16 protein-coding genes are annotated in these 20,975 nt (G+C 60.0%); 9 read left to right on the top strand and 7 right to left on the bottom strand.

Features of this window, described 5'->3' with window-relative positions; genetic code table 11:
* The first annotated feature begins 16 nt into the window (after positions 1 to 16).
* The 3 genes from spoT to recG are packed head-to-tail and all read left to right on the top strand — an operon-like array spanning position 17 to position 4,907.
* Positions 17 to 2,128 (top strand): bifunctional GTP diphosphokinase/guanosine-3',5'-bis pyrophosphate 3'-pyrophosphohydrolase, encoded by a 2,112-nt coding sequence (gene spoT, locus KHA73_RS23415; RefSeq protein ID WP_234587120.1) that lies wholly within the window; start codon positions 17 to 19, stop codon positions 2,126 to 2,128.
* A 5-nt stretch (positions 2,129 to 2,133) separates the two neighbouring features.
* Positions 2,134 to 2,829: a tRNA (guanosine(18)-2'-O)-methyltransferase TrmH gene (trmH, locus tag KHA73_RS23410; RefSeq protein WP_234587119.1), complete on the top strand. Its 696-nt coding sequence runs from the start codon at positions 2,134 to 2,136 to the stop codon at positions 2,827 to 2,829.
* Positions 2,826 to 4,907 carry an ATP-dependent DNA helicase RecG gene (recG, locus tag KHA73_RS23405; protein WP_234587117.1) on the top strand — a complete coding sequence of 694 codons (2,082 nt, stop codon included), beginning with the start codon at positions 2,826 to 2,828 and terminating at the stop codon, positions 4,905 to 4,907. The genes trmH and recG overlap by 4 nt, the downstream gene beginning before the upstream one ends.
* A gap of 45 nt (positions 4,908 to 4,952) precedes the next feature.
* Here the strand turns inward: recG and gltS are convergent, their stop codons facing one another.
* Positions 4,953 to 6,164 carry a sodium/glutamate symporter gene (gene gltS / locus KHA73_RS23400; protein ID WP_234587115.1) on the bottom strand — a complete coding sequence of 404 codons (1,212 nt, stop codon included), beginning with the start codon at positions 6,162 to 6,164 and terminating at the stop codon, positions 4,953 to 4,955.
* A gap of 240 nt (positions 6,165 to 6,404) precedes the next feature.
* Here gltS and KHA73_RS23395 point away from each other — a divergent pair, with 240 nt between their 5' ends.
* Positions 6,405 to 7,805, top strand: a complete 1,401-nt coding sequence (locus KHA73_RS23395; RefSeq protein ID WP_234587113.1) for a nucleobase:cation symporter-2 family protein — start codon at positions 6,405 to 6,407, stop codon at positions 7,803 to 7,805.
* Between the two features lie 127 nt (positions 7,806 to 7,932).
* On the top strand, positions 7,933 to 9,579 hold the full coding sequence (locus KHA73_RS23390; RefSeq protein WP_234587111.1) for an AsmA family protein: 1,647 nt from the start codon (positions 7,933 to 7,935) through the stop codon (positions 9,577 to 9,579).
* 37 nt (positions 9,580 to 9,616) lie between these two features.
* On the opposite strand, the gene fabY is transcribed toward KHA73_RS23390, so the two are convergent.
* From fabY to typA, 5 genes are all read right to left on the bottom strand, one after another.
* Positions 9,617 to 10,564: a fatty acid biosynthesis protein FabY gene (gene fabY, locus KHA73_RS23385; protein WP_234587109.1), complete on the bottom strand. Its 948-nt coding sequence runs from the start codon at positions 10,562 to 10,564 to the stop codon at positions 9,617 to 9,619.
* A gap of 23 nt (positions 10,565 to 10,587) precedes the next feature.
* Entirely contained in the window at positions 10,588 to 11,025 is a 438-nt protein-coding gene (gene dtd, locus KHA73_RS23380) for a D-aminoacyl-tRNA deacylase (protein WP_234587108.1), read from the bottom strand.
* Positions 11,022 to 11,915: a virulence factor BrkB family protein gene (locus tag KHA73_RS23375; RefSeq protein ID WP_234587106.1), complete on the bottom strand. Its 894-nt coding sequence runs from the start codon at positions 11,913 to 11,915 to the stop codon at positions 11,022 to 11,024. The genes dtd and KHA73_RS23375 overlap by 4 nt, the downstream gene beginning before the upstream one ends.
* A gap of 92 nt (positions 11,916 to 12,007) precedes the next feature.
* Positions 12,008 to 12,598, bottom strand: coding sequence for a glucose-1-phosphatase (yihX, locus tag KHA73_RS23370; RefSeq protein ID WP_234587104.1), 591 nt, complete (start codon positions 12,596 to 12,598; stop codon positions 12,008 to 12,010).
* A 164-nt stretch (positions 12,599 to 12,762) separates the two neighbouring features.
* Positions 12,763 to 14,586, bottom strand: a complete 1,824-nt coding sequence (gene typA / locus KHA73_RS23365) for a ribosome-dependent GTPase TypA (RefSeq protein WP_234587103.1) — start codon at positions 14,584 to 14,586, stop codon at positions 12,763 to 12,765.
* A gap of 368 nt (positions 14,587 to 14,954) precedes the next feature.
* Here typA and glnA point away from each other — a divergent pair, with 368 nt between their 5' ends.
* From glnA to KHA73_RS23345, 4 genes are all read left to right on the top strand, one after another.
* A complete protein-coding gene (gene glnA, locus KHA73_RS23360; protein WP_234587101.1) occupies positions 14,955 to 16,364 on the top strand; it encodes a glutamate--ammonia ligase in 1,410 nt (469 codons plus the stop codon).
* A gap of 317 nt (positions 16,365 to 16,681) precedes the next feature.
* Complete coding sequence (glnL, locus tag KHA73_RS23355) at positions 16,682 to 17,731, top strand: nitrogen regulation protein NR(II) (protein WP_234587099.1); 1,050 nt, start codon at positions 16,682 to 16,684, stop codon at positions 17,729 to 17,731.
* Between the two features lie 8 nt (positions 17,732 to 17,739).
* Positions 17,740 to 19,152, top strand: coding sequence for a nitrogen regulation protein NR(I) (glnG, locus tag KHA73_RS23350; protein WP_234587098.1), 1,413 nt, complete (start codon positions 17,740 to 17,742; stop codon positions 19,150 to 19,152).
* A 112-nt stretch (positions 19,153 to 19,264) separates the two neighbouring features.
* Positions 19,265 to 19,387, top strand: a complete 123-nt coding sequence (locus KHA73_RS23345; RefSeq protein WP_139285505.1) for a YshB family small membrane protein — start codon at positions 19,265 to 19,267, stop codon at positions 19,385 to 19,387.
* A gap of 35 nt (positions 19,388 to 19,422) precedes the next feature.
* Here KHA73_RS23345 and hemN read toward each other — a convergent pair whose 3' ends face one another.
* Complete coding sequence (gene hemN / locus KHA73_RS23340) at positions 19,423 to 20,796, bottom strand: oxygen-independent coproporphyrinogen III oxidase (RefSeq protein ID WP_234587096.1); 1,374 nt, start codon at positions 20,794 to 20,796, stop codon at positions 19,423 to 19,425.
* Positions 20,797 to 20,975 lie beyond the last annotated feature (179 nt).

Genomic DNA, 20,975 nt, shown 5'->3' with positions numbered 1-20,975 from the left:
AGACTGCGAGTCTGCCTTGTACCTGTTTGAAAGCCTGAATCTGCTGATTCAACGTTACCTGCCTGAGGAGCAGATTAAGCGCCTCAAACAGGCATACCTCGTTGCACGTGATGCTCACGAGGGACAGACACGCTCCAGCGGTGAGCCCTACATTACTCACCCGGTCGCCGTGGCCTGCATTCTGGCGGAAATGCGTCTCGACCACGAGACGCTGATGGCAGCCCTGCTGCACGACGTCATCGAAGACACCCCGGCCACCTATCAGGATATGGAACAGCTGTTCGGCAAAAGCGTCGCCGAACTGGTTGAAGGCGTATCCAAGCTCGACAAGCTGAAGTTCCAGGATAAAAAAGAAGCGCAGGCGGAGAACTTCCGCAAAATGATCATGGCGATGGTGCAGGATATCCGCGTCGTGCTGATCAAGCTGGCCGACCGTACGCACAACATGCGCACCCTCGGTTCGCTGCGCCCGGACAAACGCCGGCGCATCGCGCGTGAAACCCTGGAAATCTACAGCCCGCTGGCCCACCGCCTGGGTATCCACCACCTGAAAACCGAGCTGGAAGAGCTGGGCTTTGAGGCGCTGTACCCGAACCGCTACCGCGTGATCAAAGAAGTGGTGAAAGCCGCGCGCGGCAACCGTAAAGAGATGATTCAAAAAATCCTCTCCGAGATCGAAGGGCGGTTGACCGAAGCCGGCATTCCTTGCCGCGTCAGCGGAAGGGAAAAACATCTCTATTCCATCTACCTCAAGATGCACCTGAAAGAGCAGCGTTTCCATTCGATTATGGATATCTACGCGTTCCGGGTGATCGTGAAAGAGGTGGATACCTGCTATCGGGTGCTCGGCCAGGCTCACAGCCTGTATAAACCGCGCCCGGGCCGGGTAAAAGACTACATCGCCATTCCCAAGGCCAACGGCTATCAATCGCTGCATACTTCGCTGATCGGCCCGCACGGCGTGCCGGTTGAGGTGCAGATCCGCACCGAAGATATGGATCAGATGGCCGAAATGGGGGTTGCCGCACACTGGGCTTATAAAGAAAAAGAACAGGGCGAAACCGGCACCACGGCGCAAATCCGCGCGCAGCGCTGGATGCAAAGCCTGCTGGAGCTGCAGCAAAGCGCCGGCAGCTCGTTTGAATTTATCGAGAGCGTCAAATCCGATCTGTTCCCGGACGAGATTTACGTTTTCACCCCGGAAGGCCGCATCGTCGAACTGCCGGCGGGCGCCACGCCGGTCGACTTCGCCTACGCGGTGCACACCGATATCGGCCATGCCTGCGTCGGCGCGCGCGTCGATCGCCAGCCGTATCCGCTGTCGCAGTCGCTGACCAGCGGCCAGACGGTAGAGATCATCACCGCGCCGGGCGCGCGGCCGAATGCCGCCTGGCTGAACTTTGTCGTCAGCTCGAAAGCGCGCGCCAAAATCCGCCAAATGCTGAAAAACCTCAAGCGCGACGACTCCGTCGGCCTTGGCCGCCGTTTGCTGAACCATGCGCTGGGCGGCAGCCGCAAACTGGCTGAAATCCCGCAGGAAAACATCCAGCACGAGCTGGAGCGCATGAAGCTGGCGACGCTGGACGATCTGCTGGCGGAAATCGGCCTCGGCAACGCCATGAGCGTAGTCGTGGCCAAAAACCTGCAGGGCGACCAATCCAATCTGGGCACCTCTTCCGGCGTGCGCAACCTGGCTATCAAGGGTGCGGACGGCGTGCTGATCACCTTCGCCAAATGCTGCCGGCCAATACCGGGCGACCCGATTATCGCCCACGTCAGCCCGGGCAAAGGGCTGGTGATCCACCACGAGTCCTGCCGCAACATCCGCGGCTACCAGAAAGAGCCTGAGAAATTCATGGCGGTAGAGTGGGATAAAGAGACCGAGCAGGAGTTTATCGCCGAGATCAAGGTGGATATGTTCAACCATCAGGGCGCGCTGGCCAACCTGACGGCGGCCATCAACGCGGCCGAATCGAATATTCAAAGCCTGAATACCGAAGAGAAAGACGGTCGGGTTTATAGCGCCTTTATCCGCTTGACCACCCGCGATCGCATCCACTTGGCAAACATTATGCGTAAAATCCGTATCATGCCGGATGTGATTAAAGTTAACCGCAACCGAAATTAGCGCTTATGAGTCCTGAACGCTATGCGCGGATTTGTGAAATGCTCGCTACCCGGCAGCCGGATCTGACGGTCTGCCTGGAGCAGGTGCACAAACCGCATAACGTCTCCGCCATTATCCGCACCGCCGACGCCGTCGGCGTGCATCAGGTGCATGCCGTGTGGCCCACCACCCGCATGCGTACCCTGGTTTCCTCCGCTGCCGGCAGCAACAGCTGGGTGAATGTCAAAACCCACCGCACCATTTCCGACGCGGTAGGCCACCTGAAAGCCCAGGGCATGCAAATTCTGGCGACCAATCTGTCCGCCCGCGCGGTCGACTTCCGCGAGGTGGATTACACCCGCCCCACCTGCGTGCTGCTGGGCCAGGAAAAAACCGGCATCACCGAAGAAGCGCTGGCGCTGGCCGATCGGGACATCATCATTCCGATGATCGGCATGGTGCAGTCACTTAACGTGTCGGTGGCCTCGGCCTTGATCCTGTACGAAGCGCAGCGCCAGCGGCAAAACGCCGGCCTGTATCGCCGCGAACGCAGCATGCTCGACGAAGAAGAGCAGCAGCGCCTGCTGTTTGAAGGCGGCTATCCGGTGCTGGCCAACGTGGCCAAGCGCAAAGGGCTGCCGCGCCCGCACATCGACGAACAAGGCCAGGTGGTCGCCGACGCCGAATGGTGGGCGACCATGCAGGCAACGGTACGCAAATGAAAGGCCGCCTGCTGGATGCTGTCCCACTCACCACGCTTTCCGGGGTTGGCGCCAGCCAGGCGGGCAAACTGGCCAAGATTGGCCTGGAAACCATTCAGGACCTGTTGCTGCACCTGCCGTTGCGCTACGAAGACCGTACCCGACTCTATCCGATAAACGACCTGCTGCCGGGCATCTACGCCACGGTGGAAGGAGAGGTGCTGCGCAGCGACATCAGCTTCGGCCGCCGGCGCATGCTGACCTGCCAGATCAGCGACGGCACCGGCATCCTCACCATGCGTTTCTTCAACTTCAATGCGGCGATGAAGAACAGCCTGGCCACCGGCCGCCGCGTGACCGCCTATGGCGAAATCAAGCGCGGCAACCACGGCGCGGAGATCATCCACCCGGAATATCGCGTGCAGGGCGAAAGCAGCGAAGTGGAGCTGCAAGAGTCGCTGACGCCGGTCTACCCCACCACCGAAGGCATCAGGCAGGCCACGCTGCGCAAGCTGACCGATCAGGCGCTGGAGCTGCTGGACACCTGCGCCATCGCCGAACTGCTGCCGCCGGAGCTGAGCGGCGGGCTGATGAGCCTGCCGCAGGCGCTGCACACCCTGCATCGCCCGCCGCCGGATATCCAGCTGGCGGATCTGGAACAGGGTAAGCACCCGGCGCAAAAACGCCTGATCCTCGAAGAACTGCTGGCGCATAACCTCAGCATGCTGGCGGTACGCGCCGGTGCGCAGAGCTATCAGGCGCTGCCGCTGCTGCCGGATGACCGATTAAAAAATCAGTTCCTCGCCCAGTTGCCGTTCTCACCGACCGGGGCGCAGACGCGGGTGGTGGCGGATATCGAAGCCGATATGCAAAAAGGCTTCCCGATGATGCGTCTGGTGCAGGGCGACGTCGGCTCCGGCAAAACGTTGGTGGCGGCGTTGGCGGCATTGCGCGCCATCGCCCACGGCAAGCAGGTGGCGCTGATGGCGCCGACCGAGCTGCTGGCCGAACAGCACGCCAACAACTTCCGCCAGTGGTTCGAACCGCTGGGGCTGGAAGTGGGCTGGCTGGCCGGCAAACAAAAGGGCAAGGCGCGCATTGCGCAGCAGGAGGCCATCGCCAGCGGCCAGGTGTCGATGGTGGTCGGCACCCACGCTATCTTCCAGGAACAGGTGCAGTTCAACGGCCTGGCCCTGGTGATCATCGACGAACAACACCGCTTTGGCGTGCACCAACGGCTGGCGCTGTGGGAAAAAGGCGAAGAGCAAGGCTTCCACGCACACCAGTTGATCATGACCGCCACGCCGATCCCGCGCACGCTGGCGATGACCGCTTACGCCGATCTCGATACTTCGGTCATCGACGAACTGCCGCCGGGCAGAACGCCGGTCACCACCGTCGCTATTCCCGATACCCGCCGCGCCGACATTATCCAACGGGTGAAGAGCGCCTGTATGGAAGAAGGCCGCCAGGCGTACTGGGTCTGTACGCTGATTGAAGAGTCCGAACTGTTGGAAGCGCAGGCGGCGGAAGCTACCTGGGAAGAATTGAAAACCGCGCTGCCCGAACTGAAGGTGGCGTTGGTGCATGGCCGTATGAAAGCGCAGGAAAAGCAGGCGGTGATGCAGGCCTTTAAGCAGGGCGAGCTGCAGCTGCTGGTCGCCACCACGGTGATCGAGGTGGGCGTCGACGTGCCTAACGCCAGCCTGATGATTATCGAAAACCCCGAGCGGCTGGGGCTGGCGCAGCTGCACCAGCTGCGCGGGCGCGTGGGCCGCGGCGCCGTGGCCTCGCACTGCGTGCTGCTGTACAAAACGCCGCTGAGCAAAACCGCGCAAAAACGCCTGCAGGTGCTGCGCGACAGCAACGACGGCTTTGTGATAGCCCAGCGCGATCTGGAGATCCGCGGTCCGGGCGAGCTGTTGGGCACCCGCCAGACCGGCAGCGCCGAGTTCAAAGTCGCGGACCTGCTGCGCGACCAGGCGATGATCCCGGAAGTGCAGCGCGTCGCTCGTCATATCCACCAGCAGTACCCGGAGCACGCCCGCGCGCTGATCGAGCGCTGGCTGCCGGAGAAGGCACGCTACTCCAACGCATAAAAAAGGGCGCCCGCGGCGCCCTTTTCCATTACCCCTTCCCGAGCATCATCCCACCGCCGGGAATACCGGCAGCAGCAGATACAGCTTGATGACGATGGCATTGGCGATATCGATAAAGAACGCCCCGACCATCGGCACCACCAGGAACGCCAGGTGCGACGGCCCGAAACGATCGGTGATCGCCTGCATGTTGGCGATCGCCGTCGGAGTGGCGCCCATACCGAAGCCGCAGTGGCCGGCGGCCAATACCGCCGCATCGTAGTTCTTGCCCATCACCCGGTAGGTGACAAAAATCGCATACAGCGCCATCGCCAGCGTCTGCACCGCCAGGATAGCCAGCATCGGCAGCGCCAGCGAGGCCAGCTCCCACAGGCGCAGGCTCATCAGCGCCATCGCCAGGAACAGCGACAGACTGACGTTGCCCAATACCGATACCGCCCGCTCAAACACGGTGTAGAAGCCGGTGAAGGCCAGCGTGTTGCTGAGGATCACCCCGACGAACAGCACGCAGACGAAATTGGGCAGCTCAAACACCGTGCCGTTCAGCAGGCCGGAGATCAGCTGCCCCAGACTCAGGCAGATGGCGATCATGGCGATGGTTTCAATCATCACCAGCGAGGTGATCAGGCGGCCGCTTTCCGGTTTTTCAAAGCCGCTCGGCTGCACGCTGTCCTCCGGCGTACCTTCCGGCGTGGAGGAGTGCTTAACCAGATAACGCGCCACCGGCCCGCCGATCAGGCCGCCCAGCACCAGGCCGAAGGTGGCGCAGGCCATGGCGACTTCCGTTGCGTTTTCAAAGCCGTAGCGCTCAATGAACAGCTTGCTCCAGGCCGCGCCGGTGCCATGGCCGCCGGAGAGGGTGATAGAACCGGCGATCAGGCCCATCAACGGGTCCAGGCCCAGCATTTTCGCCATGCCAATGCCGATGGCGTTCTGCACCAGCAGCAACCCCAGCACCACAAACAGGAACACCATCAGCGCCTTGCCGCCGGCGCGCAAACGCGCCAGGTTGGCGTTCAGACCGATTGTGGCGAAGAAGGCCAGCATCAACGGATCCTTCAGCGACATATCGAAGCTGATTTCCCAGTTGGCGAACTTTTTCATGGCTAACAGCAGGAGGGCCACCAGCAGACCACCGGCGACCGGTGCGGGAATGGTGTATTTTCTCAGCAACGGGATGCTTTTGACGCACTTGCCCCCAAGGAGCAGAACCAGCGTTGCCGCGACTAACGTGCCATAAGTATCAAGATGAAACATCCAGGTACTCCCTGTGAGGATAAATATCCAATAGAAAATAATAAGTTATAGAAAACCACTTAGTTTTTAAACTTGATGAATGCGGGATTAGAAGGAAAAAACGCTGCGAAGACAAGAAAAAATGAATAAAAATGCGACATAAATGCGAAAGAACCTAACAGAATATTTGGGCGCAACCGTTTGCTTTTGCGGGGCGGATCATTAAAATGCCCTCTTTGCCGTTTCTGGAAACGCCACACCATGACCCTGTCATCCTCTGAGCTTGATGCCGTGCAAAAAGCCGCCGCCACGCCCCGCGCCAGTGAACTGATTTATCGCCTGGAAGATCGCCCGCCGCTGCCGCAAACGCTGTTTGCCGCCGGTCAGCATCTGCTGGCGATGTTCGTGGCGGTGATCACCCCGGCCCTGTTGATCTGCCAGGCCCTGGGCCTGCCGGCGCAGGATACCCAGCACATCATCAGCATGTCGTTGTTCGCTTCCGGTCTGGCTTCCATTCTGCAAATCAAAACCTGGGGGCCGGTCGGCTCCGGGCTGCTGTCGATTCAGGGTACCAGCTTCAACTTCGTATCGCCGTTGATCATGGGCGGTTTGGCGCTGAAAAACGGCGGCGCCGACGTGCCGACCATGATGGCCGCGCTGTTCGGCACGCTGATGGTCGCCTCCTGCACCGAGATCCTGCTGTCGCGGGTGCTGCACCTGGCGCGCCGCGTCATCACCCCGCTGGTCTCCGGCATCGTGGTGATGATTATCGGGCTGTCGCTGATTCAGGTCGGGCTGACGTCGATCGGCGGCGGCTATGCCGCGATGAACGGGGGCAGCTTCGGCTCACCGAAAAACCTGCTGCTGGCCGGCGCGGTACTGGTGGTGATTATCCTGCTGAACCGCCAGCGCAACCCTTACCTGCGCGTTGCCTCGCTGGTGATCGCCATGGCGGTCGGCTACCTGCTGGCCTGGGCGATGGACATGCTGCCTGCGGGCCAACCGGCGCCGCAAACGGCGGCGATCACCCTCCCAACGCCGCTGTACTACGGCCTGGGCTTTGACTGGAACCTGCTGCTGCCGCTGATGCTGATCTTTATGGTCACTTCGCTGGAAACCATCGGCGACATCACCGCCACGTCCGACGTCTCCGAGCAGCCGGTCAGCGGCCCGCTGTACATGAAGCGCCTGAAAGGCGGCGTGCTGGCCAACGGCCTGAACTCGATGCTGTCCGCGGTGTTCAACACCTTCCCCAACTCCTGTTTCGGCCAGAATAACGGCGTGATCCAGCTGACCGGCGTCGCCAGCCGCTACGTCGGCTTTGTGGTGGCGCTGATGCTGATCGCATTGGGGTTGTTCCCGGCGGTGGCCGGCTTCGTGCAACACATCCCCGAGCCGGTGCTCGGCGGCGCCACCATCGTGATGTTCGGCACCATCGCCGCCTCCGGGGTGCGCATCGTGTCGCGCGAACGCCTGAACCGCCGCGCCATCATGATCATGGCGCTGTCGCTGGCCGTCGGCATGGGCGTGTCCCAACAGCCGCTGATCCTGCAGTTCGCGCCGGACTGGCTGAAAACCCTGCTCTCTTCCGGCATCGCCGCCGGCGGCATTACCGCCATCGTGCTGAACCTGGTGTTCCCGCACGAACACGAACAGAAATAATTTCCCCTTTCCCACCAAACGGCCGCCTGCGGCCGTTTTTTATTGTCTATCAGACCATTGCCCTTGAGATGCCCGGCCAATTGCGGCATAAACAGGGTATCTTTTTTGACCGATGCGGATGTAGACGATGAAATTTATCGGAAAACTGTTGCTGACGTTGCTTTTGATCGTCGTGCTGCTGTACGTGGTGGGGCAAACCCGCTGGGCGGCCGGCCAGCTGAGCGATTGGGTCAGCGACAACGGCCAATACCGCCTGTCGGTAGGGAAAATCACGCACTCGTGGCGCCAACCGGGCCAAATCAGCCTGGAGGACGTCCAGCTGGCGAGAAACAATCAGCCGCCGGCGCTGGCGGCCAAAACGGTCGATCTGGGCCTCAGCCTGCGCCAGATCACCGAACCGCGCTATTTCCACAGCGTCACGCTGCGCGACGGCACCCTGAACATCCAGCAGCAAGCGGTGGCGCTGCCGCTGCAGGCCGAGGTGCTGCAGCTGAGCAACATGGCGCTGCAATCCAGCGATGAAAGCTGGCAGATCAACGCGCAAAAGGTGAATGCCGGCATCACGCCATGGCAACCCAAGGCCGGCCATGTGCTGGGGGAAAACAACCAGTTCCAGTTCAGCGCCGGCTCGATGACGCTGAACGGCATCCCGGCCTCGCAGGTGTTGGTGCAGGGTGAGCTGAAGCAGAATCAACTGTTGCTGAGCAACTTCGGCGCCGATCTGGCGCAGGGCGATCTGACCGGGGTCGCCAGCCGCGCCGCCGACGGCAGCTGGCAGGTGGAACGCCTGCGGCTGAGCGGCGTGCGTATGCAAACGCCATTGACGCTGGAACAGTTCATGCAGCGCTTCACCCAGCTGCCACCGATCACCCTCAAACGCTTTGACCTGATCGACGCGCGGCTGGAAGGCAAGGAATGGGCGTTCAACGATCTCGACCTGTCGCTGCAAAACGTCGGCTTCAAACAGGGCGACTGGAGCAGCCAGGACGGTTCGCTGAACTTCAACGCCAGCGATATGATCAACGGCGGTTTCCATCTGATCGATCCGATCATGAACATGCGGCTGTCGCCCGCCGGCATCGCGATTCAGCAGTTCACCACCCGCTGGGAAGGCGGCCTGCTGCGCACCTCCGGCAACTGGCTGCGCGCGACCAAACGTCTGCAGCTGGACGAAGTGGCCATGGCGGCGCTGGAGTACACCCTGCCGATCAACTGGCGCGAACTGTGGCTGAAGCCCTTGCCGTCGTGGCTGGCGGAGGTTTACGTCAACAAGCTGACCACCAACCGCAATCTGATCATCGATATCAATCCGGACTTCCCGTTCCAGATCACCGCGCTGGACGGCTACGGCAGCAATCTGCTGCTGGCGCGCGAACATCAATGGGGCATCTGGTCCGGCGCGTTGAACCTGAACGGCAGCGAAGCCACCTTCAACAAGATCGACGTGCGCCGCCCTTCCCTGGCGCTGACCGCCGACGCCGGGCAGATTGATGTCACCGAGCTCAGCGCCTTTATGCCGCAGGGCTTGCTGGAGGCTAAAGTCAGGGTCGATCAGCTGCCGGGCAAACCTTTCCAGCTGTCGCTGAATGGCCGCTCGGTGCCGGTGAATACGTTGCAGCAGTGGGGATGGCAGCCGGTGCCGCTAACGGGTGACGGCAACCTGCAGCTGCAGTTGAAAGGGCTGTTGAACAGCGACGGGCCGTTCAAGGCTTCGCTGAAAGGCGCGCTGCAGGCCACCGCCGACGGCCAGACGGTCAACCAGCAGCTGCCGTAATGCGCACGCGGCCCTCCACGCTGGAAGGGCCGCGATCTCAGCCTTCTGCCACCTCGCAACCGCCCTGATCCAGGGGACCTTCCGGCGCGGCAGGCAGCACCATGTAAGTGCCTTCAAATACCGCGCCTTTGTCGTCGTCACCGAACAGGTGTACTTCGGCCTGCACGCGCGCGCGGCGGCCGCGCGCCAGACGCGCCAGATCGCCGCTCAACGAGCCGAGATCCGCTACCGCCCGCGGCCGGCCGGTAATCGGTTTGCTGTAGCGGATATGCGCATCCGCCAGAATGATGGTGCCGCCCAGATGACGCTCGCGCAGCAGCAGCCAGATCAGCCCCCAGGCGGTCAGGGTCGCCAACGAGAACAGGCTGCCGGCGAACAGCGTATGGTGTGGGTTCTGGTTGCCGATCTCCGGCATGGTGGTGACAAAACGCTGGCCGGTGTATTGGCTTATGCGCACGCCCATTTTCTCGCTCAGCGGAATATGCTCATACCAGGCCTGCTGCAGCTGCCCGCACCAGTCGGGGCGATGCAGGATATCGTCCAGCGTCGCGACCGGCTTGATCATCAGAAAGTGGCGGATAGGGGTGGTCTGCGGCGCCGTGATCTCACCCTGATTGACGAAGCCCAGCTTGGCGAAGAAATCCACCGCATCCTCGCGGGCGCTACACACCACGCGTTTAACGCCTTCCTGGCGCGCCACCGACTCCAGGGTCATCGCCACCAGCGTCCCCAGCCCTTTGTCCTGCACCGTAGGGTCGACCGCCAGGAAGCGGATAGCCGCCTCGTTGTCGGCATTGATATACAGCCGCCCAATAGCGACAATTTTTCCGACCTCGTCCACCACCATTTGGTGGTGCGCCATGGCGTCATAGGCATCCTTTTCCGAACCCACCGGCTGGTGCAGCGGCTTGCGCAGCATTTCCCAGCGAAACTGGTAATAATCCTTCAGTTCTTGCTCTGTTACGGGTACTCGTAGGTGATACATAGACGCCTTCTCTCTCAGAATGCTTAGACCTGCAGCCAGAATGTCACCGGCCCATCGTTCACCAACGCCACCTGCATGTCGGCGGCGAACTCGCCGGTCTGGGTTTCTACGCCGCGTTCGCGGCACTGGCCAACAAAATATTGGTACAACCGATCGGCCTCCTGCGGCGCGGCGCCGCGCGAGAAGCTGGGCCTCATGCCCTTCTGGGTATCCGCCGCCAGAGTGAACTGCGACACCACCAGCAGGCTGCCTCCCGCCTGCTGGACATTCAGATTCATCTTGTCGTTCTCGTCGCCAAAAATGCGATACCCCAGCACGCGCTCACACAGGCGCACGGCTTTCTGTTCGTTATCGCCCTGCTCCACGCCCAACAACACTAACAAACCGGGGCCAATCTTGCCTACCGTCTCTCCCTCAACCGTTACGCTGGCGTTTAGCACCCGTTGAATTAACGCAATCATACATCCTGCCCTTCTTGTTGCTGTTCCTGTTGTGCCGCCTTCTGCCGGCGGTAGTCACGGTATTCGCCAATCGTGACGGTGATTTCCGCACCGAGCAACACGATACACCAGCTCCAATAGACCCACAGGAATAAAATCGGGATCACCGCCAGCACGCCGTAAATCAACTGGTAGGACGGGAACATGGTGACGTACAGCGCAAAGCCTTTCTTGCCCAGCTCGAACAGCAGCCCCGCCACCAGTGCGCCGATCAGCGCATCTTTCGGCGGCACCCGCACCGTCGGCACGATGCAATACAACAGCCAGAACGAGATCCACGACAGGATCAGCGGGAAAATGCGCAGCACCTGATCTACCAAGCTGTTGACGCCGGTTTGCGCCAGCCAGTTGAGCGACAGCAAATAAGAACTGATGGCCATGCTGGCGCCCACCAGCAGCGGCCCCAGGGTCAGCACCATCCAGTACACCGCGAAAGAAAAGACGATTGGCCGCTTGTTCTTGCTGCGCCAGATGGTGTTCAGCACGCTGTCCACCGAGGAGATCAGCAGCAGCGCGGTGACGATCAGCCCGCAGGTGCCGACGGCGGTCATCTTGTTGGAGTTGGCGACAAACTGTTCCAGATAGCGCTGGATCACGTTGCCGGCCGCCGGCATGAAATTGGAAAAAATAAAGCTCTTCAGCTGCGCGCTGATGTCGGAAAACATCGGGAAAGCGGCGAACAGCGCAAACACCACCGTCACCAGCGGCACCAGCGACAGCAGCGAGACATAAGCCAGGTGGCCCGCCAGCATGGTCAGGCCGTCGCTGTCGATGCGCTGGTACAGCAGCCGGCCGAAGGTGACGCCGGGCTTAATCGAAGAGGGCAGCTTTTTGCGGCGGAAAAACGACATGGACACTCCTTGATGTCAGTTTCACCCTATGGATTTCACGCTGCAGCTTGAAAAACGGCGGGTAGGGACGCCTTAAGCTTAACGCGCCCCGTTCATTGGGCAAAATACGCGGGCACCACGTCGCGATCGCTCACCAGCACCGCTTTGATCCCCAGCGCCTGCGCAGCGGCGACGTTCGCCGGCACATCGTCGAAGAACACCGCGTCTTGCGCCGCGGCGTTTTCCGCGTTCAGCACGTGCAGATAGATATTGGCGTCCGGCTTACGCATGCCGAGATCCTGCGACAGATACAGATGGTCCGCCGCGGTGGCCACTTCCGGATAGTGCTGCGGCCAGTAGTTGCAATGCAGGCGATTGGTATTCGACAGCACCACCACCCGGTGGCCCTCGTTGCGCAGGCGCTGCATGATATCGATCACTTCCGGGCGCAGGGCGACGAAAACCGCCTGCCAGCCGGTGGCGAACTGTTCAAAACTGAGCGCGATGCCCATCTCTTCGCACAGCTTGCCGGCAAAATCTTCGTCGCTGATTTCACCGCGTTCGTGCTGCTGGAATACCTCGCCCATGGCAAAACGATCGGACAACACCGCCAGCGGCGTGCCGCTTAAATTGCTCCATACACCCAGTACACGTTTGAAATCGATATCGACAATCACATTACCTAAATCAAAGATATACAGCATAGTCCTCTCCTGATGGGCCGGTGAGATTTCACTGTAGCGGGAAAAGAGAAGGCTGAACAGGGAGCGGGGAGAAAAGCGCATAGCGCGCCGTACAAACGGGGAATTACAGAGGAAAAAACTCAGGGCGCAGAACCGCGCCCTAAGCATCGTAACTCAATCAGCGATTACGCGTCTTTAGGACCGCGGCTGGCGCGCTTACGATCGTTTTCCGTCAGGTGACGCTTGCGGATACGGATCGAGGTTGGCGTCACTTCCACCAGTTCGTCGTCATCGATAAACTCCAGAGCTTGCTCCAGGGTCATTTTGATGGCCGGAACCAGGGTAGTCGCTTCGTCGGTACCGGAAGCACGCATGTTGGTCAGCTTCTTACCGGTCAGGCAGTTCACGGTCAGGTCGTTGGAGCGTGAGTGAATACCGATGATCTGGCCTTCATACACTTCCGCGCCGTGGCCCAGGAACAGCTTACCGCGATCTTGCAGGCCGTACAGGGCGAACGCTACCGCTTTACCCTGACCGTTGGAGATCAGCACGCCGTTCTGGCGCTGGCCCACATCGCCCGGACGCACGTCGTCGTAGTGGCTGAAGGTGGAGTACAGCAGACCGGTACCGGAAGTCATGGTCATGAACTCGTTACGGAAGCCGATCAGACCACGGCTTGGGATCACGTAGTCGAGACGCACGCGGCCTTTGCCATCCGGATCCATGTTTTTCAGGTCGGCTTTACGCTCACCCATCGCCTGCATCACGGAGCCCTGATGCTGCTCTTCGATGTCCAGCGTCACGTTTTCGAACGGCTCTTGTTTGCGGCCGTCGATTTCGCGGAAGATAACTTTCGGACGGGATACCGCCAGCTCGAAGCCTTCGCGACGCATGTTTTCGATCAGAACGGACAGGTGCAGCTCGCCACGGCCCGATACGCGGAACGCGTCGGCATCTTCGGTTTCTTCAACGCGCAGCGCCACGTTGTGCACCAGCTCCTTGTTCAGACGCTCAAGGATTTGGCGAGAAGTCACGAACTTGCCTTCTTTACCGCAGAATGGCGAGGTGTTGACGTTGAAGAACATGCTGACGGTAGGTTCATCAACGGACAGCGCCGGCAGCGCTTCAACGGCGTTGGTGTCGCAGATGGTGTCGGAGATGTTCAGCTCGCCCAGACCGGTGATGGCGATGATGTCGCCAGCCTCGGCCAGAGAGGACTCGATACGCTCCAGACCCATGTGACCCAGCACTTTGCCCACTTTACCGTTGCGAGTTTTACCTTCGCTGTCGATGATGGTGACCTGCTGGTTTGGCTTCACTTTGCCGCGCTTGATGCGGCCGATGCCGATCACGCCCAGGTAGTTGTTGTAGTCCAGCTGCGAGATCTGCATCTGGAATGGCGCTTCCAGCTCAACCTGCGGCGCAGACACGTGGTCGACGATCGCCTGATACAGCGGGGTCATGTCTTCCGCCATGTCGTTGTGGTCGTTGCCGGCGATGCCCATCAGTGCGGATGCATAGATGATTGGGAAATCGAGCTGCTCGTCGGTCGCGTCGAGGTTAACGAACAGGTCGAACACCTGATCGACAACCCAGTCCGGACGCGCGCCAGGACGGTCAACCTTGTTGATTACCACGATCGGCTTCAGACCGTTGGCGAAGGCCTTCTTGGTCACGAAGCGGGTTTGCGGCATAGGGCCATCCATTGCATCCACAACCAGCAGCACCGAGTCGACCATTGACATCACGCGCTCTACCTCACCGCCGAAGTCGGCGTGTCCTGGGGTATCCACGATGTTGATGCGGTAGTCTTTCCAATTAATGGCGGTGTTTTTTGCGAGGATGGTAATCCCACGCTCTTTCTCCAAATCGTTGGAGTCCATTACGCGCTCGGTGGCTTCTACACGCTCTCCGAAGGTACCGGATTGTTGCAGCAGCTTGTCAACCAGGGTGGTTTTACCATGGTCAACGTGGGCAATAATGGCGATGTTACGCAAATTTTCGATCACAGCTTTGCCTCAGGCATTAGAAATAGCGCGCTATTGTACACGTATTAAGCGAGGTACTAAACAAGATCACAACCATCTCTTATAAACAACTGCGTACCGGTCAGTTTGTGATCCCTTTCACGGTGCAAAAAGCCACCAACGGTGCACTTTTGCACCATTTCGGTGCCCTTACTTACTCATTTTGCACCATGTTAGTGCAATGCATCGCTGATGGTGCATACTGGCGTTGCGTAAAACCCGCACAGAAAGGCGATAAAGGCCTCTTCGAAAAGTTGGCACAGTTTTCGCTTTAGTCTTTTCAAGACGAAAAAAAGCCAGTTCCACAGATTCGTTCCACGACGACAATGATAAATCCGGGAGAGTTAAGTATGTCCGCTGAACACGTATTGACGATGCTGAATGAGCACGAAGTGAAATTCGTAGACCTGCGTTTCACTGACACCAAGGGTAAGGAACAACACGTTACCATCCCTGCTCATCAGGTGAATGCCGACTTCTTCGAAGAAGGCAAAATGTTTGACGGCTCCTCAATCGGCGGTTGGAAGGGCATCAACGAATCTGACATGGTGCTGATGCCGGACGCCAGCACGGCGGTACTGGATCCGTTCTTCGAAGAATCCACCCTGATCATCCGCTGCGACATTCTCGAGCCGGGCACCATGCAAGGCTACGATCGCGACCCGCGCTCCATCTCCAAACGTGCGGAAGACTTCCTGCGCTCTTCCGGCATCGCGGACACCGTGCTGTTCGGGCCAGAGCCTGAGTTCTTCCTGTTCGATGACATCCGTTTCGGCAGCAGCATCCGCGGTTCCCACGTGGCCATCGACGACATCGAAGGCGCATGGAACTCCGGCACCACCTACGACGGCGGCAACAAAGGCCACCGTCCGGCGGTGAAAGGCGGTTACTTCCCGGTTCCACCGGTCGACTCTTCACAGGACATCCGTTCCACCATGTGTCTGACCATGGAAGAAATGGGTCTGGTGGTTGAAGCGCACCACCACGAAGTGGCCACCGCCGGTCAGAACGAAGTGGCAACCCGCTTCAACACCATGACCAAGAAAGCCGACGAAATTCAGATCTACAAATACGTGGTGCACAACGTGGCGCACGCCTTCGGCAAAACCGCGACCTTCATGCCGAAGCCAATGTTCGGTGACAACGGTTCCGGCATGCACTGCCACATGTCGCTGTCCAAGAACGGCACCAACCTGTTCGCCGGCGACAAATACGGCGGCCTGTCTGAAACCGCCCTGTTCTACATCGGCGGCATCATCAAGCACGCCAAAGCGATCAACGCCCTGGCCAACCCGACCACCAACTCTTACAAGCGTCTGGTCCCAGGCTACGAAGCACCGGTCATGCTGGCTTACTCCGCGCGTAACCGCTCCGCTTCCATCCGTATCCCGGTGGTTGCCAGCCCGAAAGCGCGCCGTATCGAAGCGCGCTTCCCGGATCCGGCGGCCAACCCATACCTGTGCTTCGCCGCACTGCTGATGGCCGGCCTGGACGGCATCATCAACAAGATCCACCCTGGCGATGCGATGGATAAAAACCTGTATGACCTGCCGCCGGAAGAAGAAGCCGAGATCCCAAAAGTGGCGGGCTCGCTGGATGAAGCCATGGCCGCACTGAACGAAGACCGCGAGTTCCTGACCCGCGGCGGCGTGTTCACCGACGATGCGATCGACGCTTACATCGAACTGCGTAAAGAAGAGATGGACCGCGTGCGCATGACGCCACACCCGGTTGAGTTCGAACTGTACTACAGCGTTTAAGCCAGACCGCGCCGTCTGCATCTGCGGGCGGCGCCCAAATTTTAGTTGTCGTTTTTTTGTTGCCGTGGAAACTTTCAGCCCATCTTCGGATGGGTTTTTTTCTCCACCGTATTTTCTGCAAAACTATTCCGTACCGCGACAATTGCGGTTGGAGTAGGATAGATGCACTAAAAAGGTGCAGTCGTCTGCTATGCCCCATAGATTTCAAGGTGCAGCTAGGCGGCAACCGAGCGAACCGACAGGAGCTTGGTCTGCCAAGTGACTGGTGTGAGTAAAGGCAGCCAACAACGCTGCGTCTTGAAAGATGAAGGGCATATATGGCAACTGGCAAGCTGCCCGACGCAGGGCAGATCCTCAATTCTCTCATCAACAGCATTCTGCTGTTGGATGCTCGGCTGGCGGTTCATTACGCCAACCCGGCGGCACAACAACTGCTGGCACAAAGTTCTCGTAAACTTTTCGGTACGCCACTGCCCGATTTGCTCGGCTATTTTTCGCTGAACGTCGATCTGATGCGTGAGAGCCTCCACGCCGGTCAGGGCTTCACCGACAACGAAGTGACCCTGGTGGTCGACGGGCGCGCGCATATCCTCTCTCTGACCGCTCAGGCGCTGCCTGAGGGCTATATCCTGGTCGAGCTGGCACCGATGGACAACCAACGCCGCCTGAGCCAGGAACAGCTGCAACATGCCCAACAGGTAGCCGCGCGCGATCTGGTGCGCGGGCTGGCTCATGAGATCAAAAACCCGCTGGGCGGGCTGCGCGGTGCGGCGCAGCTGCTGGCCAAGGCACTGCCCGATCCGGCGCTGACCGAATACACCAAAGTGATCATCGAACAGGCCGATCGCCTGCGCAACCTGGTTGACCGTCTGCTGGGGCCTCAGCGGCCGGGCCAGCACATCACCCAAAGCATTCACCAGGTGGCGGAACGCGTTTGCCAGCTGGTGTCGCTGGAGAAGCCGGATAACGTCACCCTGGTGCGCGACTACGATCCGAGCCTGCCGGAAATGGCCCACGACCCGGATCAGATCGAACAGGTGCTGCTGAACATCACCCGCAATGCGTTGCAGGCGCTGGGGGAAACCGGCGGCACCATCACGCTGCGCACCCGCACCGCGTTTCAGATAACCCTACACGGCACCCGTTACCGGCTGGCGGCGCTCATCGACATTGAAGATGACGGCCCCGGCGTGCCGGCGCAGCTGCAGGACACCCTGTTTTACCCGATGGTCAGCGGCCGTGAAGGCGGTACCGGCCTGGGATTATCCATCGCCCGCAATCTTATCGATCAGCATTGCGGAAAAATTGAATTTAACAGTTGGCCAGGCCATACCGAATTCTCGGTCTACCTGCCCATTCGCCAGTGAGGTTTGCTATGCAACGAGGGATAGTCTGGATCGTCGATGACGATAGCTCCATCCGCTGGGTGCTTGAACGTGCGCTCACCGGAGCCGGAGTGAGCTGCGCCACCTTCGACAGCGGCAATGACGTGCTGGAAGCCCTGGCCACGCAAACTCCTGACGTGCTGCTGTCCGATATCCGTATGCCGGGTATGGACGGTTTGGCGCTGCTCAAACAAATAAAACAACGCCACCCGATGCTTCCGGTCATCATAATGACCGCGCATTCGGATCTGGATGCCGCCGTCAGCGCTTATCAGCAAGGGGCCTTCGATTACCTGCCCAAACCCTTCGATATCGACGAAGCGGTGGCGCTGGTGGAACGCGCCATCAGCCATTATCAGGAACAGCAGCAGCCGGCGCGCAGCCAGCCGGCCAGCGATCCGGCGGCCGATATCATCGGCGAAGCGCCGGCGATGCAGGACGTGTTCCGCATCATCGGCCGCCTGTCGCGTTCGTCGATCAGCGTGCTGATCAACGGCGAATCCGGCACCGGCAAAGAGCTGGTGGCTCATGCGCTGCACCGCCACAGCCCGCGCGCCAAATCGCCGTTTATCGCCCTGAATATGGCCGCCATACCCAAAGATCTGATTGAGTCCGAACTGTTCGGCCATGAGAAAGGCGCGTTCACCGGCGCCAACCAGATTCGGCAGGGGCGTTTTGAACAGGCCGACGGCGGCACGCTGTTCCTCGACGAGATCGGCGACATGCCGCTGGACGTGCAAACGCGTTTGCTGCGCGTGTTGGCGGACGGCCAGTTTTACCGGGTCGGCGGCTATGCCCCGGTCAAGGTCGACGTGCGCATCATCGCCGCCACCCACCAGAATCTGGAGCTGCGGGTGCAGGAGGGGAAATTCCGTGAGGATCTGTTCCACCGCCTGAACGTGATCCGCGTGCATTTGCCGCCGCTGCGCGAGCGCCGCGAGGATATTCCGCGGCTGGCGCGCTACTTCCTGCAGGTTGCCGCCAAGGAGCTGGGGGTAGAGGCGAAGAATCTGCATCCGGAAACCGAAACCGCGCTGACCCGCCTGCCCTGGCCGGGCAACGTGCGCCAGCTGGAGAACACCTGCCGCTGGTTGACCGTGATGGCCGCCGGCCAGGAAGTGCTGATCCAGGATCTGCCGGGAGAACTGTTTGAAACCGCCGCGCCGGAAAGCACCGGGCACAGCCTGCCGGACAGCTGGGCCACGCTGCTGGCGCAGTGGGCCGATCGCGCGTTGCGTTCCGGTCATCAAAACCTGTTGTCGGAAGCGCAGCCGGAAATGGAGCGCACCCTGCTCACCACCGCCCTGCGCCACACTCAGGGACACAAGCAGGAAGCCGCACGCCTGTTGGGCTGGGGGCGAAATACCCTGACCCGCAAGCTAAAAGAGCTGGGAATGGAATAACGGGCGGCGTTGAGGGTAAAAACGCAATCCAGCGCACAAAAAACCAGCGTCTTGAGGCTTTACAGCCGGTGCATGCGCAGTATGATCGTCTCGCACACTCTGGAGGCTGAGAATGCTGGACTCATTCATCGTATTCATTTCTCAAGGCGCGGAGCTTGGCTCTGCCGCCGGCCACACCCCGCAGGCGGCGGTGGCCGCGGTGCTGTGCGCAGCGCTGATTAACTTCTTCAGTTAAAAAAACAGCCGCATCGGCGGCTGTTTTTTCATGCTTCAGATCACCCGGGAAAATTGCTGATTGCGCACCTGCTGACGCAGATAAATATCAAAGCACATGCAGATATTGCGGATCAGCAGCCGGCCGCGCGGCGTGACGCGGATACCCAGCCTGTCGCGCTCCACCAGCCCATCGCGCTCAAACGGCGCCAACAGCTGCAGGTCTTCGGCGAAATACGCGGCAAAATCGATGCCGTGCCGCCATTCGATCGGTTGGTACTCCAGCTGGAAGTTGCAGATCAGCGTTTTGATCACGTCGCGCCGCAGGCAGTCGTCCTGCGTCATCGCCAACCCGCGCCACAGTGCCCGGCCCTGCGCTTCAACGCTACCGTAGTAGCTCTTCAGCTCCTTCTGGTTCTGCGCATAGCTGTCGCCGAGCATGCTGATAGCGGACACGCCCAGCCCCAGCAGATCGCTGTCGCCCTGGGTGGTGTAGCCCTGGAAGTTGCGGTGCAGCTTGCCTTCCCGCTGGGCGATTGCCAGCTCATCGTCCGGCCGTGCAAAGTGGTCCATGCCGATAAACTGATAGCCCGCCTTGCTCAGCGTCGCGATGCTCTGCTGCAGGATGTCCAGCTTTTGCTGCGCGCTGGGCAAATCGGCGTCTTTGATCTTGCGCTGAGCGGCGAACAGGCTGGGCAGATGCGCATAGTTGAACACGCTGAGGCGATCCGGGTTCAGCTCCACCACCCGTTGCAGGGTAAAAGCGAAGCTTTCCGGCGTTTGCTTCGGCAGGCCGTAGATCAGATCGATATTGGTAGAGTGGAAGCCAAGCGCCTTGGCACGGGCGATCAGGGCGAAGATAACCTCTTCATCCTGCTCGCGGTTCACCAACTGCTGCACCTGCTTGTTGAAATCCTGCACGCCCATGCTCAGGCGGTTGAAGCCTTCGCTGCGTAAATGATCGATCACGTCCAGCTCAATCTCGCGCGGGTCGACCTCGATCGACATTTCGGCATCAGGCAGAAAATCAAAGTGTTGGCGCAACAGCGCCACCAGCCGGCTGATTTGCGCCCTGGACAGATAGGTCGGCGTGCCGCCGCCCCAGTGCATCTGCCCTACCTGGCGGCCGGCAAACAGCGGCGCGCGCTGGGCGATTTCTTTCGCCAGCATCTGCAGATATTCCTCGGCCTTATGCGTCTGGCGCGTCACCAGCTTATTGCAGCCGCAGAAATAACACAGCTTATGGCAAAACGGGATATGCACGTACAGCGACAGCGGACGATCGGGATAACGAACCGCGGCGCGTTGAAACGCCGCTTCGTCGTAGCTCTGGTTAAACTCCAGCGCCGTGGGGTATGAGGTGTAACGCGGCCCCGAATAGTTATATTTTTGGATCAGGGCCAAATCCCAGACGATTGCCTGCTCTGACATGCAGCTCACTCCTTCCGACGTTTTTTTCTACCGGGCCGGGAAATGGGCAGTGGTCTAGGCTGTCTGGCCGCGGAAGCGCTGCGAAAACGCGCTTTGCGCTTAGACAGCCGCCATAGTTTACCGAATAACCACAGCAGATAACACATCAAGAGTAAGGCTATTACCGAGATCGGCCACAT

Origin of the sequence: Serratia entomophila (genome assembly GCF_021462285.1) — a bacterium.
GTDB lineage: Bacteria > Pseudomonadota > Gammaproteobacteria > Enterobacterales > Enterobacteriaceae > Serratia > Serratia entomophila.
Note: the sequence above shows the minus strand (reverse complement) of the source record. Positions and strands in the feature narration are given on the sequence as shown.

Bases quoted from the DNA above. Each gene is read 5' to 3' on its own strand.
- trmH (WP_234587119.1), top strand. From the start codon at position 2,134: ATGAGTCCTGAACGCTATGCGCGGATTTGTGAAATGCTCGCTACCCGG.
- recG (WP_234587117.1), top strand. From the start codon at position 2,826: ATGAAAGGCCGCCTGCTGGATGCTGTCCCACTCACCACGCTTTCCGGG.
- gltS (WP_234587115.1), bottom strand. From the start codon at position 6,164: ATGTTTCATCTTGATACTTATGGCACGTTAGTCGCGGCAACGCTGGTT.
- KHA73_RS23395 (WP_234587113.1), top strand. From the start codon at position 6,405: ATGACCCTGTCATCCTCTGAGCTTGATGCCGTGCAAAAAGCCGCCGCC.
- KHA73_RS23390 (WP_234587111.1), top strand. From the start codon at position 7,933: ATGAAATTTATCGGAAAACTGTTGCTGACGTTGCTTTTGATCGTCGTG.
- fabY (WP_234587109.1), bottom strand. From the start codon at position 10,564: ATGTATCACCTACGAGTACCCGTAACAGAGCAAGAACTGAAGGATTAT.
- dtd (WP_234587108.1), bottom strand. From the start codon at position 11,025: ATGATTGCGTTAATTCAACGGGTGCTAAACGCCAGCGTAACGGTTGAG.
- KHA73_RS23375 (WP_234587106.1), bottom strand. From the start codon at position 11,915: ATGTCGTTTTTCCGCCGCAAAAAGCTGCCCTCTTCGATTAAGCCCGGC.
- yihX (WP_234587104.1), bottom strand. From the start codon at position 12,598: ATGCTGTATATCTTTGATTTAGGTAATGTGATTGTCGATATCGATTTC.
- glnA (WP_234587101.1), top strand. From the start codon at position 14,955: ATGTCCGCTGAACACGTATTGACGATGCTGAATGAGCACGAAGTGAAA.
- glnL (WP_234587099.1), top strand. From the start codon at position 16,682: ATGGCAACTGGCAAGCTGCCCGACGCAGGGCAGATCCTCAATTCTCTC.
- glnG (WP_234587098.1), top strand. From the start codon at position 17,740: ATGCAACGAGGGATAGTCTGGATCGTCGATGACGATAGCTCCATCCGC.
- KHA73_RS23345 (WP_139285505.1), top strand. From the start codon at position 19,265: ATGCTGGACTCATTCATCGTATTCATTTCTCAAGGCGCGGAGCTTGGC.
- hemN (WP_234587096.1), bottom strand. From the start codon at position 20,796: ATGTCAGAGCAGGCAATCGTCTGGGATTTGGCCCTGATCCAAAAATAT.